Annotated in this window: 13 protein-coding genes; 6 read left to right on the top strand and 7 right to left on the bottom strand. The window is 62.0% G+C overall.

The features are described 5' to 3' along the window. Positions 1-148: 148 nt before the first annotated feature. The 5 genes from OC610_RS11400 (at position 149) to OC610_RS11380 (ending at position 4,370) form a co-directional block, all read left to right on the top strand. Positions 149-409 carry a DUF2790 domain-containing protein gene (locus OC610_RS11400; RefSeq protein WP_264427858.1) on the top strand — a complete coding sequence of 87 codons (261 nt, stop codon included), beginning with the start codon at positions 149-151 and terminating at the stop codon, positions 407-409. Between the two features lie 78 nt (positions 410-487). Further along, positions 488-1,507, top strand: coding sequence for an SDR family oxidoreductase (locus OC610_RS11395; RefSeq protein ID WP_264427857.1), 1,020 nt, complete (start codon positions 488-490; stop codon positions 1,505-1,507). Positions 1,508-1,569: 62 nt separating this feature from the next. After that, positions 1,570-2,892 carry an NTP/NDP exchange transporter gene (locus OC610_RS11390; protein ID WP_264427856.1) on the top strand — a complete coding sequence of 441 codons (1,323 nt, stop codon included), beginning with the start codon at positions 1,570-1,572 and terminating at the stop codon, positions 2,890-2,892. A 284-nt stretch (positions 2,893-3,176) separates the two neighbouring features. Beyond that, entirely contained in the window at positions 3,177-3,869 is a 693-nt protein-coding gene (locus OC610_RS11385) for a type 1 glutamine amidotransferase domain-containing protein (protein WP_264427855.1), read from the top strand. Between the two features lie 69 nt (positions 3,870-3,938). After that, the gene (locus OC610_RS11380) at positions 3,939-4,370 is read left to right on the top strand and encodes a DUF1810 domain-containing protein (RefSeq protein WP_264427854.1); all 432 of its coding nucleotides are present in this window, start codon (positions 3,939-3,941) and stop codon (positions 4,368-4,370) included. Here the strand turns inward: OC610_RS11380 and OC610_RS11375 are convergent. Then, on the bottom strand, positions 4,267-5,550 hold the full coding sequence (locus OC610_RS11375; protein WP_264427853.1) for an MFS transporter: 1,284 nt from the start codon (positions 5,548-5,550) through the stop codon (positions 4,267-4,269). The genes OC610_RS11380 and OC610_RS11375 overlap by 104 nt on opposite strands. A gap of 183 nt (positions 5,551-5,733) precedes the next feature. On the opposite strand from OC610_RS11375, the gene OC610_RS11370 reads away from it, so the two are divergent. Further along, a complete protein-coding gene (locus OC610_RS11370) occupies positions 5,734-6,741 on the top strand; it encodes an NAD(P)-dependent oxidoreductase (protein ID WP_264427852.1) in 1,008 nt (335 codons plus the stop codon). A 30-nt stretch (positions 6,742-6,771) separates the two neighbouring features. Here OC610_RS11370 and OC610_RS11365 read toward each other — a convergent pair whose 3' ends face one another. From OC610_RS11365 to OC610_RS11340, 6 genes are all read right to left on the bottom strand, one after another. Continuing rightward, complete coding sequence (locus tag OC610_RS11365) at positions 6,772-8,067, bottom strand: TIGR02270 family protein (RefSeq protein ID WP_264427851.1); 1,296 nt, start codon at positions 8,065-8,067, stop codon at positions 6,772-6,774. Positions 8,068-8,100: 33 nt separating this feature from the next. Further along, entirely contained in the window at positions 8,101-9,027 is a 927-nt protein-coding gene (locus tag OC610_RS11360; RefSeq protein ID WP_030138906.1) for a hypothetical protein, read from the bottom strand. A gap of 20 nt (positions 9,028-9,047) precedes the next feature. Next, positions 9,048-10,247 carry a PAAR-like domain-containing protein gene (locus OC610_RS11355; protein ID WP_198796476.1) on the bottom strand — a complete coding sequence of 400 codons (1,200 nt, stop codon included), beginning with the start codon at positions 10,245-10,247 and terminating at the stop codon, positions 9,048-9,050. Then, the gene (locus OC610_RS11350) at positions 10,247-11,287 is read right to left on the bottom strand and encodes a hypothetical protein (protein WP_264427859.1); all 1,041 of its coding nucleotides are present in this window, start codon (positions 11,285-11,287) and stop codon (positions 10,247-10,249) included. The genes OC610_RS11355 and OC610_RS11350 overlap by 1 nt, the downstream gene beginning before the upstream one ends. Beyond that, positions 11,284-12,396 carry a DUF2169 family type VI secretion system accessory protein gene (locus OC610_RS11345; RefSeq protein WP_264427850.1) on the bottom strand — a complete coding sequence of 371 codons (1,113 nt, stop codon included), beginning with the start codon at positions 12,394-12,396 and terminating at the stop codon, positions 11,284-11,286. The genes OC610_RS11350 and OC610_RS11345 overlap by 4 nt, the downstream gene beginning before the upstream one ends. Before the next feature lie 15 nt (positions 12,397-12,411). Then, the coding region (locus OC610_RS11340) for a DUF6484 domain-containing protein (RefSeq protein WP_264427849.1) at positions 12,412-12,715 on the bottom strand (304 nt) is incomplete at its 5' end.

Genomic DNA, 12,715 nt, shown 5'->3' with positions numbered 1-12,715 from the left:
ACGCCGGCACATCCAGCACATTCCGCGACTGAAACACCGCCATTCGCGCTCGCGTTTGACATGTTCCTGTCAGTCACCGGTCACCTTGACGTCAGCGTCCCCCTCCTAGAGTGCAACCACCATCCCGGTCAGGACAGTGGAGTACACCATGAACATTCAAAACTTGTCGGTTGCCAGCCTGCTGGCAGTGATCACGTTGAGCGGTTCGCCTCTGTTTGCCAAGGAACAGACCCAGGTTCCGGCCTATGAATACGGCATGCCGCTGGACATTGCCCAGGCGGTTCGTATCGATGAGCCGAAATCAACCGTATGCGAAGTCGGGCAAGCAACGATGACCTATGTCGACACGCACGGGCAGATTCGTCACGTCACCTTCCTTCAACAGACAGACGCCTGCGCCATTCAGTAAGCCCGGTCGCACCAGCTTGCCATCCAACCAAGGAACTCAATCATGTGGAACAGAGCAATCACCCCCGCAGGCGGCTTAATGCACACCATCAGCCAGCTCATGAGGCGGACCCGAACGTTGACGGCCGGCGTCGCGCTCCTCAGTGCGATGAGCACCGAAGCATCGGATCGGGTGGCGCCCAAACCCGACTGGTCGACCCACGACATGCCTTCACAGAAGGGCCGGATTGCCCTGGTAACCGGCGGCACCAGCGGTATGGGCTATGAGGACGCGCTGGCACTTGCGCGGGCGGGGGCCGAGGTCATCATCGCGGCGCGCAACCCGGAGCGGGGCGCGGACGCCATCAAGCGTATCCGCGAGGCCGTACCCGACGCCAAGTTGCAGTTCGAGTCCGTGGACCTGGCCAACCTGTCTTCGGTGCGCGCCCTGGCCGAGCGTCTCAACCAGCGGCTGCCGCGCCTGGACGTGTTGATCAACAATGCAGCCATCATGGCGCCGCCTGAGCGGGGCACTTCCGCCGATGGCTTTGAGCTTCAGCTGGCAACCAACTACCTCGGGCATTTCGCGCTGACCGGCCTGTTGGTGCCGCTCCTGCGGCAAAGCGACGACGCCCGAGTGGTGAGCCTCTCCAGCATCGCGGCCACGCGCGGCGCCTTGAATTTCAACGACCTGCAGTCCGAGCAGAAATACGACCCCTACGCGGCCTACGCCCAGTCGAAACTGGCCATCCTGCAATGGGCATTTGCGTTGCAACGGCGCAGTGACGCCGAACAGTGGGGCATACGCAGCATCGCCGCGCACCCCGGCGTGGCCGTCACCGAACTGATCGCCCGGGGGCCGGGCGTCAACAGCGAGTTCGGCCAGCGCTGGGCGAAGGATCGCGATGCGTACCACTCTGCGGCTCAAGGCGCGTTGCCCACCTTGTATGCGGCGACTGCCGAGCAGGCCGTTGGCGGCGCCTATTACGGGCCGACCGGCGATGACGAAAAACGCGGTCCGCTGGGGTTCGCCAAGACGCCACCGGCCGCGACCAACGAAGCGGATGCCGAACGACTCTGGGCGACTTCCGAGCGCCTGACCGGCGTTACCTATCGCTGATCCTATCCAGGGCGCGGGCATCGGCCTCGCGCCCGTCCCGTAGCCTTCTTTCTGGAGTTCCCATGAGTACGATGACGTTCGTACAGCGGCTGAGCCTTGCCCTTAACGCCCATGACGGTGAACTGCGTCCGGCGCTGTGTGGCTTCCTGCTGTTTCTTTGCTTGTTTACCGGTTACTTCATGCTGCGCCCGATCCGTGAGTCGATGGGCATCGCGGCGGGCGTGGAAAACCTGCAATGGCTATTCACCGCGACTTTCCTGGTCATGCTGGCAGCCGTTCCGTTATTCGCCTGGCTCAGTTCCCGAGTGCCGCGGCTGCGCCTGATCGATTGGGTGTATGGCTTCTTTGGCATCAATCTGCTGATGTTCGTCGAGTTTTTCCAATTCCTTCCGGACAGTGTCTGGCTCGCCCGGGTGTTTTACGTCTGGATATCGGTGTACAACCTGTTCGTCGTTTCGGTGGCCTGGAGCTTGATGGCGGATGTATTCGACAGCGAGCAGGCCAAGCGCCTGTTTGCATTCATCGCCGCCGGCGCCAGCGTCGGCGGCCTGCTGGGGCCGGCGCTGAGCGCGCTGTTGATCGACGCGGTGGGAGCGTCAGGCTTGATGCTGCTGGCGGCTGTGCTGCTCGGGGCCACGCTGGTGTTGAAACGGACCTTGATGATCTGGCGCGGACAGGGCGGGGCGGGGCGACCCGGCGCAGCCCCCACGCAAAACCCGCGGCAGCCACTGGCCGGCAATCCGTTCAGCGGGATGGTCGCGGTGTTCAGATCGCCTTATCTGGTGGGAATCGCCGGCTTCGTGGTCTTGTTGGCGACGGTCAGCACGTTTCTCTATTTCGAGCAGGCGCGCCTGGTGGCCGAGCACTACCCGGACCGCGCATCGCAGGTTCGTATCTTCAGCACCCTCGATATCGTCGTGCAGGCCGGCGCGTTGCTGTCCCAATTGTTCATCACCGGTCGCATCGCGCCGAGGTTGGGCGTGCGTGCTTTGCTGGCGATCGTGCCGTTGCTCATGTGCGTCGGTTTCCTGGGCCTCGCCCTGGCGCCGGGCTTTGCGCTGCTTGCAACCTTGATGATCGTGCGACGAATCGGCGAGTACGCGTTTGTCCGGCCCGGCAGGGAAATGTTATTTGCGCCCCTGGACGCCGAGAGCAAATACAAGGCCAAGAACTTCATCGACACCGTGGTCTATCGCGCCGGCGATGCCGTGAGTGGCTGGGCCAAGAGCCTGCTCGATCAGATCGGCCAAGGTGCAGGCGTGGCGGCGGTGGTGGGGGCGTGCTGCGCGTTGTTGTGGGGGTACCTGGGTTGGCAACTCGGACGACAGGCGGATTATGCCGCTTCAAGGGAGCTACGCCTGGCGGCTATTTCGGCAAGAGGGTGAAGAACGTCATCTGAACGATTTTCCTCACGCTCGCTACGCTCATTTGAACGTATGGACCCGCGCAGCCTCTGACACTAGGCTTTGTACGAAAAGTGCCTGCGCGACGATCATGCTGCGTTGAAAACAGGCTCGGAATGCTCATTTACAACCCGTAAAGTCGAGCGCGACCCCGGCCGTTCCTCGCCTGTTTTCGCCTTGCCTGATCGCCGCTCGGCGACTTTTCGTACAAACCCTAATGCAGGGCGAGCGCACATCGCCCATTCCCGCTCGGAGGACAAGTTCACATGAAGATTCTAATGGTGCTTACATCCCACGATCAGTTGGGCGACACCGGCAAGAAGACGGGGTTCTGGCTGGAAGAGTTCGCCGCTCCGTACTACGTGTTTGTCGACGCCAAGGCGACGGTCACGCTGGCGTCTCCAAAGGGCGGGCAGCCACCCCTGGACCCCAAGAGCGACGAGGAAAATGCCCAGACCGACGCAACGCGGCGCTTTGCCACGGATACCCAGGCTCAAGCCGCATTGGCCAGCACGGTGCCGTTGGGCGAGGTTGATCCCTATGACTTCGATGCCGTGTTCTATCCGGGCGGCCATGGCCCCCTGTGGGACTTGGCCGAGGACACCGACTCCAAGACGCTCATCGAAGCCTTTTATGCCGCGAACAAACCCATCGCCGCCGTTTGTCACGCGCCGGGAGTGTTCAAGAACGTCAACGCACCGGATGGCCAGCCCGTGGTGAAAGGCAAGAAAGTCACCGGCTTCACCAACTCCGAGGAAGAGGCGGTGGGCCTCACGCAGGTGGTGCCGTTCCTGGTGGAGGACATGCTCAAGGCCAAAGGCGGCGAATATTCCAAAGGCGCGGACTGGGGCAGTTACGTCGTCGAGGATGGTCACCTGATCACCGGCCAGAACCCTGCCTCGTCGGAAGCGGCGGCCAAGGCGCTGCTCAAGCGGCTGAAGCAGGAACTGAGCGCTTGATGCGACTTTGTGGGGCGGCCAGCCGGTTCGCCCTTTGCCAGCGCGCTCAACGACGGGGGAGGATCGATCATGCAAGACCCTTTCAACCTGGCGCGCTTCGTCGAGGCGCAGCGTCCGGTATTCAGTCGCGTCATGGACGAACTGCGCGCCGGGCGGAAGACGAGTCACTGGATGTGGTTCATCTTTCCGCAACTGCAAGGGCTCGGTCATTCCGAAATGGCCAGCCTCTTCGGGATTTCCGGCCTTGCCGAGGCTCGCGCATACCTGCAACACGATGTGCTCGGCCCCCGACTGGAGGAGACCGTGAAGACGGTCTTGCAACACAGTGGCATCAGCGCCGAGCGAATATTTGGCTCACCCGATGATTTGAAGTTTCGCTCCTGTCTTACGCTGTTTATCAGCGCCCAGTCGGGATCTCCCCTGTATCAACAGGCGCTCGATCGGTTTTATTCAGGCGAGCCGGATCGCCGGACGCTCGACCTGCTTGATCAGCAGGTATGAAGCGGTCCACTTTCGCAAACCACCACAGGGCGGCCACTCCCAGAAGGACTGTCAGTCCAGCCAGGACCAGGATGACCTGCTGCGTCCCCAATGGCGCCGCCAGCAGCGCCACCAGCAAACCGGCCAGTGGCTGTGACAGGTTGTTGAGCAACGTGATCACCCCGACGGTCTTGCCGAAGTCCTGGGGCGGAATGACCCGTTGGCGAATGGTGCGCATGTAGACGTTGAACATCTTGTCGAAACCGACGATCAACAGGAAGCCCAGGACATAGCCCGACAGGTTTGGGCTCAGGGCACTGATCACCCCGCCTGCAGCGATCATCGAATAGCCAATTCCCCCTAAGACCCGCAGGGGCAGGGTTACTCGCGCGAGGAGCAACAGGATAAAGATCGTGGTTGCGGCGCCAGCCGCCTGCAAGCCGGCGTAGTGGTCCTTGCCGGCACCATACTCGCCGATCACCATGGCGGCCGAAGTGGCCAAGGTGACGCCGACAATCAGGTTGACGCCCACCGCCAGCGCGATGATCTTTTTCAGTTCCGCCAGGCTGCGGATATGCCCGAAGGCGATCCGCAGGGGCTGTAGCCAGATGTCCTGATGCTGCTCGTATACTTCCAGGCTTACCCGGCTGAGTCGTTGCCATACCCGCATGCCCAGGTCGGCGAGCAGGAACAGCGCGGCGACCCACAGCACCACCCAGTGCCATGCCCAGATATCCAACAACAATGCCGCCACCAATGGGCCGAGGACCAGCCCGGTCTGGTCGGCAATTTGCGAATAGGACAAGGTCTTGGTGTAGCTGTAATGCCGGAAGACATACGGCATCAGCACTTCGCGGGCCATGATGCCTTGGGTGGTCAGCACGCCACAGACGGCTGAAAGCACCACGATCCAGGCGAGGCCGCCAAAAACGCCGTAGAGCGCCATCGCCAACAGACAAAGCAGCGCCCGATAGACCTGGCTGATATGCAGGATCCTGATCGGCGAATACTTGTCGCACAGGGCGCCGCACAATGGGAAAGCGAGAAAGCGCGGCAGTGATTCGACGAAGAACGCCAACCCGGCCCATGAAGCGCTGTTGGTGGTCTGGAACACTACCAGCGGCACGATGAACAACAGGATCTGGTCCGCCAGCCTCGATAGAAACAGCGAGATGAAAAAAGCCAAGTAATCCTTTCGCATGCAAACATCCTGTGACGAGGCGAAGCGGCGCACGCCACACACACTGACAGAATCAGGTCGGGGATTGAAGCGGGGTCGGCATCGGCTCGACGACGCGCGGTATCAATGCAGGGGTAGGTAGCCCGATGATGCTGTGCTAAGTTACCAAAGGTAGGTTAAACCCGAAAGCAAGGAGGACAGATGATGTCACTCGGTCCTATCCTGTTCATGGGCGGTTCTGGCGCTATCGGCCACCATACTGCCCGGGCGCTGCGCGCCGCTCATCCAGATGTACCGTTGTTGATCGGCGGACGTGACCTTGCGAAGGCCCAACGGGTCGCGGAGCAACTGGGCGGGGCGCAGGCCGTGGCGATCGACGCCGGTGCCGACGACCTGGGCCTCGGCGATCGCGCGGTCAGCGCGGTGGTGGTCTTCTACATGGACCACGCTCTCGCTGGATTGCGCTTTGCGCAGCAGCGCGGGGTGCCGCACCTGAGCATATCTTCCGGCGTTTTCGAGATCGCTCCGGAGATCGCCATGTACATGCATGCGCCAGGCGCATCGCCGATTGTCCTCGGTTATGAGTGGATGGTCGGCGCAACGACGGTGTCGACGTTCAGCGTTGCCCGTGAGTTTGGCCGGATCGACGATATCCGGATCAATGCGCTGGTCGATGAGCAGGACACGGGCGGCCCGACCGTTGCCAGCGATTTCGAACACCTGAACAAAATGCTCCCCGCCGCGCTGACCAGGCGCGGCGGATCATTTGTCTGGCGCGAAGGGGAGGACGCCAAGACGCGCTTCCATGCGCTGGACGGCACGGCAATCGAAGCCACGGGTTTTTCTTCTATTGACGTCGTCGGCCTGGCGGCTGCGACGGGTGCACCGAATGTCCAGTTCAACATTGGCATCGGGGTGAGCTCCAGCAGGCGCCAAGGACGACCCATGTCCACCGAGATCATCATCGAACTCGCTGGCGAGGATCTTCGAGGCAACTCGCTGCGCACCCGTCATGCCGTCGTTCACCCGGCAGGCACTGCGCCGCTGACTGGTCTCTGCGTCGCCATGAACCTTGAGCGCCTGCTCGGGTTGGACGGCCAGCCTGCAACCCCGCCTGGGCTCTACTTTCCCTATCAACTGCTGGATGCCGAAGCGTATCTTGAGCGTTTGCGGGGAGAGGGCGGAGAGATCCGAAGATTGCCGTTGAAGTAAGCGCTCCGAGCACGATTCGAAGCTTGGAGTTTATGTGGCGCTTGGGTTCACGAGATGCGAACGAAGCCAGCTATCTGGGCTTTCCGTCATTTCCAACCGCCGCTTTTGTTGCCAGGCCGGCGCACTGGTTGGAAACACCGCCGCGCCCGGCCGGAACCGCGCGAGACCGCAGGCGGCGGCGATGCGTTGACGTTGCTGGCCACGGACCAGCGCTTGCATAAAACTGCATTCGTTCTGGGCCAGTCCCAAGATGTAGCGAGTCCCCACTTGGAAATTTCCGCCATTGGCCTGCCACCAGGCATCGACGGACTGAGGGTTTGGCCAGGGCAGGTTCTCATCGGGGTCCATGAGGACATGGGAATCTTCGGGGTTATCGTTCGGGCCCGCATCGAAATCCGGCAAGACGTGTAGCTCCAGATCGAGCAGGGCCAGGTCGGCTCCGGTGATCAGGCTGAAGGCTTCGCCAGCGACACGTGCACAAGGCGCATCGGCCATGTGTTGGATCAGCCACGGCACGCTGACCGGATCGCCCAACAGTCCAAGGGCCTGGATGCCGATGCGCCGCTGCCGGGGATCCTGTACCAACTGGCGTATCCAGGCGATGCTCGGTTCGCGCGCCTGCCAGGCCAGCAGCACGCAGGCCGCGCGGTATTGAAACTCGCCTGGTTGCTCGGCGAACAGTCGCAGCGGTTCGAGGGCTTGCTGATCACCCATTTGCGCCGTTGCCCAGTTGGCCCAGAAGCGGGTGGCAGGGTGCATATGCGTTCGGTGGACTTGCAAGGCCTGTGACAGGTCATGCCGGCGCAGCTCGCCGGCGGTGCGGGCGGCACGTGCAAGTACGCTGGGATCAACATCGGACAGTCCGGCCAGCAGGACGGCACCGGGGTCGTGGCGGTGCATGCCACACGCCGCCAGCCCGAGACGGCGAAAAAGCGGTTCGGGCGCCGCAAGCATGCGGTCGATCCAGGGCTCTATGCGCGCCCAGTCAAGCCAGCCCAAGGCCATCAGATAGCCGCGCTCTGTTTCCGCGGCGCTTCGCAAATGCTCGCTGAGCCGCGACAGCGCTTTTGCATCGGCCGCCTCGAAGGCCAGCACCACGCTGGCGAACATTTCGCCGACGGTGTGCGGGCCGAGCTGCTCCAGAAGGGCTTCCAGGCCGGCTGACCCGGCGATACGCAGGCCATCGAGATGCGCTTCGATACGCTCTTCCAATGCGCCCAGTTCATCCAGGTCGTAGTGGGGCGCGCGCAGTGCGTAGTCGCGCAGGACCGCCAGGAAACCGGCTTCCTCAACGTGCAGGTCGAGCACAACGGGCAGCGTGGTCATTGGCCTTCGATCCAGAAGGGAGATTTCGCCTGATCAGTCAATTTGCAGGCACCGCGTCCAGTTCGAACCATCGAACTCCATGACGTCCTTCGGCCCGATGGACCACATGATCCCGTCGGCTGCGCTCAGGTGGTAACAGGTGCCCGGCGCGTCATCGCCAAAATCGACGGGCTTGAGCGTGTCGCCCTCCAGTCGGTAGACGAAATGGGTGGAAGACACATACAGCTGGCCCTGGAAATATTCCATGCCCCAGAGATCCTCCCGTGTGCTGTCGTGCTCGATCACTTCCCATTGATCATTGCGACCACGCAGCAAGGTCCCGAGCTGGCCGCAAGCATAGGCAAAACCGTCCGGCGCGCAGCGCACCTTATAGAGCGCCAGGTTGGTCGGGCTGTTCTGCTGGGTGAAGACGGCACCGTCATATTTCCAGATTTCGCCTTCCCAGCCAACGGTATAGATTTCCTGCTCGCTGAAGCCATCGATGGATTCGAAGCTGGTGTCGGTGATGGGGGTGTCGCCAACCTGGGCGCTCTGGTCGATGCATCGCCATTGATCTTCGCCGTCGCGCACGTAGGCTTGGCGGCAGGTGCCCACGGCGTAGGCGCGACCTTTGGCGATGCCGCGGATTTCGCGAAGGGGGCCGCGTTTTGTCGGGTCGACTCCGCAATTGGCAATGGGCGGTTCTTCCTTGACTGCGCCTCCACCGCTGGCTCGCACCGAGCCGTCCGTGCCGAGCGCCAGGTACCGCTCGGCCGGCACGTGGCAGACCGTTCCGGAACAGGCAAGCCAAGGCACTGTGCCGGAATACCAGGTTCCACGGTCAAGTGTGTACAGAATCGACCCCGTGTAGCCTTCGCTGATTGAAAGGTCATTGGTGGTAATCAGGTAGCTGAGATCCGAATATCGAACGACTCCGGTGCCAATGCTGAGTCCACTGAATCGTCGGTCTAGTGCGTCCATCTTTTGGTTTCCTAATAGGATTAGCGACCGCTATCGCTATTGTTATCGCTTGGGCACATCTCGCTGATGGCTTTGTCTCGTTCGTGTTGGTTACTGGTCATGGAGGCCCGTGCATTGATCGGTTTCTCCTTGCCCGGGCTTTTCGCCTGGTCGTGGTAGTTGTTCAACTGGGCTTCCAGGCATTTCTGGGAACACTTGGAGTCTGGAAAGGTTTTCCTGGCTGCCAAGGCCCCTGTCTTCGTGGCCTTGGCCCTTGGCCATTCGCCTTTCGCGTCGGCCGATCTCAGGGCAACCACTCCACGCCGGGTATGCATCTGGCCATGGGTGGCAGTGGTCTGGTTCGGGCCCTCCACGCACATGACCGGCGCCTTGTCGGTTTCGTATTTGCTCCAGCCTGCTTTTGTCGGATGCTGGTTCCTGGGCTGGCCCGCGAAGGCCGGGCCGTCGGTAAAGGACGCCGAATCGATCAGGTGATCTCCGGTTTGTCCCGGGCAACATCTGTTGGGCTTGTACGGGGCGAGAAAACAGCGCAGGGCCTTTTGGCAACGATCGGCGTTGATGGTCTTGGCCAACGAGGAGTACTCCTTCAGAACGCCAGTATGGGCAGCCATGTACGCAGGATCGTCCGAAAATCCATCGCCCGCTTTCTTCTTGGCGGTATTACGCGTCTTGAGTGCGTCTTTCAGCGTTTTGGTATCCGGGCAGACCACTTTCTTATCGGTGTCGCATGCCTTTTTCAGCCGTTTCCTTTCCCCCTCGCATTGCGCCAGGCCCTCGGCGATTTCCATTCTGTCCGAATAAGGCCAAGGCACCGTATTGCCGGGTTGGGATGCATGGTTATGAGTGGTCAGGTCCATGTGTCGGACGACGTTCTTGCCCTCGTATTTCACATCCATCGACCAAGAGGTGAAATACACCTTGCCCTTGTTCCTGCTGGTGACGATGCCTTTTTTGGGCGCGTTCCCAGCCTCGTCGCCATAGCTGGTCTTGAAATAGCTCTTGTCCTTGAGCATCACTTCCTTGCCAGTGATCTTCACCGTTCGGGTGCCTTTGGTCGTGTCCTTGGCCATGCCCGTGTTGGGGTAGGGAATGGGCACGCCCAGCGGGGTGGGCGGTGCCTGGGGCGGGGTGAAGCACACGTCGGGAAAACAGGCGATGGATTTGCCGTCCGCCGCCTTGCAGGAAACCTCCATGTTGTTGGCAAACACTTCGTTGGCCATCAGGCAGCCCTCACGATCCGGTAGCTGAGCAGCGCGGCGGCGCGTTCGCCGGCGTCGTTGCCAAGGTGGCAGAAGATGTTCGGCCCTTCGCCATAACCCTTGCGACTGGCGGCCAGCGCCACGGCAAGCATCACCGGGCCGATGGCAGCGCCCACCTCGCCGATGCAGTCGGCCGGGTGCCAGAGATGGAAGAATTCCTTGCGCACCCGCAGGCTGCGGCTCAGGGCCAGCGACGCCTCCTTGAAGTAATACTGTTCGCCGGAAATGTCCGTCAGGCGGTAATCCATCTGTTCGAGCCCGCAGCCGGCTTCACCCAATGCCACGCGCACGGCTTGGGTCAGGCCTTCGGCACGCAATGGCAGGTCTTCGGATTCCACCGTGGCCGGTTCCACACCGAAACCCAGGCCGATGCAGGTCAGTTGCGGCGCTTCTGCGGCGATGGGAGCGGCCAGCACCACCGCTGCGGCGCCTTCGCCGGGGATGAAACCATTGGAGTTTTCGCTGGTGAGCAAGCGTTCGCGTTGCTCGAAGGCGGCCAGGGTAGGGCCGCAAAGCAGCGAATCGACGCCAGCGACCAGCACGTGGCGATGACCGTCCTGGTAGATCAACGTCCGCGCATTGAGCAGAGCCACGGCCGCACTGACCCGGCCCCTCGGAATAATGATGGAGTCGGGATGAAAACGCAGGCCCAGCTCAGCCTCGATGTCACGCAAGAGCGCCATGTCGAGGCCGTTCAGGCGCCCGGGACGCTCGGCTTCAGCCACGCCCAGCAACAGCGGAATTTTTTCCGGCGAAATCCCAGGAAGGCTTTGTAACGCCTCGGCGATGGCGAGCGCGGCCATCTTGATCAGCTTCGTGCGGCCGCGCCAGGGTTGTTCCAACGGCACGCTGGCGCCGATGATCCGCTCGCCGGCGCGGTCGATGAAACGGGTTTCCTGGAAGTGGTCGATGGCACAGCGAATTGCCGCGCAGCTCGCCGGAGCGCTTAGGCCGACGGCACTGACCATCCCCGAGCCGATGATGCACAGGGCGGCCATCAGTGCGCGTCCTCGGCAGCCCGTTTGGCTTTGACCAGGGCATCGAGCGACGGGTAGTAATCCTTGCCGAGTCCACGAGCACGCCACCAGGCATTGGGCATGGTGCCGACGAGCACTTGGGCAATCTCAAAGATGTTGCGCCGCAGCGGACGGGCGATGCGCCAGGTCAACTGCACCTGGCGGGCATCGGTGTCGATCAGCAGGGTGTCGATCAGCGCCGGCACCGTTTCATGAAGGCCTTCCTTGCGGAAAAAGGTCACCGGCACGTCCATCTGGGGAATGCGAAAACTTGTTCGTTCCTGCGGGGTCAGGTTCAGCAACAGCACCTCTTCGCCGCCGCGCAAATAATCGGTTTGCTGATCGATAGGCGCGGCCTGGAAGTAACGGTTATCGAAATCCGTTGGCAAGAACGGAAAGCTGTCAGCCAACCATGCATCGTCATAGGTGCCTGCAAAACGGGCGCGTTGTGGCCAACTGCGGCCAATGGGACCGAGGGCCATCGGGTGGAAGTCGCCGGACGGCGAGTCGATGGGCTTGCCCAGCTCCTCGGTGTTGGGCATTGGCCTGCCGACTATGTCGATGTCGTCGGTGCCGCCTGGGTACCAACCGCAACCGCTCGGGTTCTGCGGATGGCAATCACGCATTTCCGGCATGTTCGCGAGGGTGCGGGAGCCACCGAAGGCTTGGGCGTAGGTGATGTCCTGCTCCGTAAAAGCCAGGGGTTCACCGGGCGACAGGCCCATCAATCCCGGCTGCCATTGCCGTGGACCCAGCACTGAAAAGGCTTTGCTGACCCGGCCGACACGAAGGCCTGCCGTCAACTGGGTCACGGGCCGTCCACCCGGCGCATAGGCTTTGCCACACACCAGCACATCGCAGAATGGCTTGAACGGGGCGAAGTCCATTTCCTGGTATGGGGCGCTGAGGCCCGGCTCGCCGAGAAAGGTGTCAGCCATCAGCAAGGGTTGCTGAATGTCTGCAAGAGTCGCGGCGCGGCCATCCAGCGGCAGATCGAACGTGCCCTTGGCCACAACGACCAAGGATTCGCGGCCGTCAGGTGCCATGCCCAGGGTATAGGCGACTTGCAGTTGGCTGGCGTTGAGCAGTTCCATCGAGCGACTACCTGTCTAGTTGATCTGCACCGAACCGCCCTTGATGCGGTTGACCCCGCTGGAGCGACTGGAGAGGTAGGTGCCGCGGATGATCACCTTGCCCGCACGGGTCAGGGTGATGCTGGCCTTGCCACAGCGCAGGACGATTTCCCGCTCCGCGCAGAACTCCAGGCGCTCGCCGTCCAGGTGGGCCACGGCGGGCACCGCGGTATCCGGCAAGCGCTGGATGCGACCGATCACCAGCGGCCGGGCAAGGTCGCCGGCCTCGAACATCAAGGCGACCTGGACACCAATGTCCTCCCGCGTCAGCGGCGTGGTG

Source organism: Pseudomonas agronomica (genome assembly GCF_025917275.1).
GTDB classification, from domain to species: Bacteria; Pseudomonadota; Gammaproteobacteria; order Pseudomonadales; family Pseudomonadaceae; genus Aquipseudomonas; species Aquipseudomonas agronomica.
Note: the sequence above shows the minus strand (reverse complement) of the source record. Positions and strands in the feature narration are given on the sequence as shown.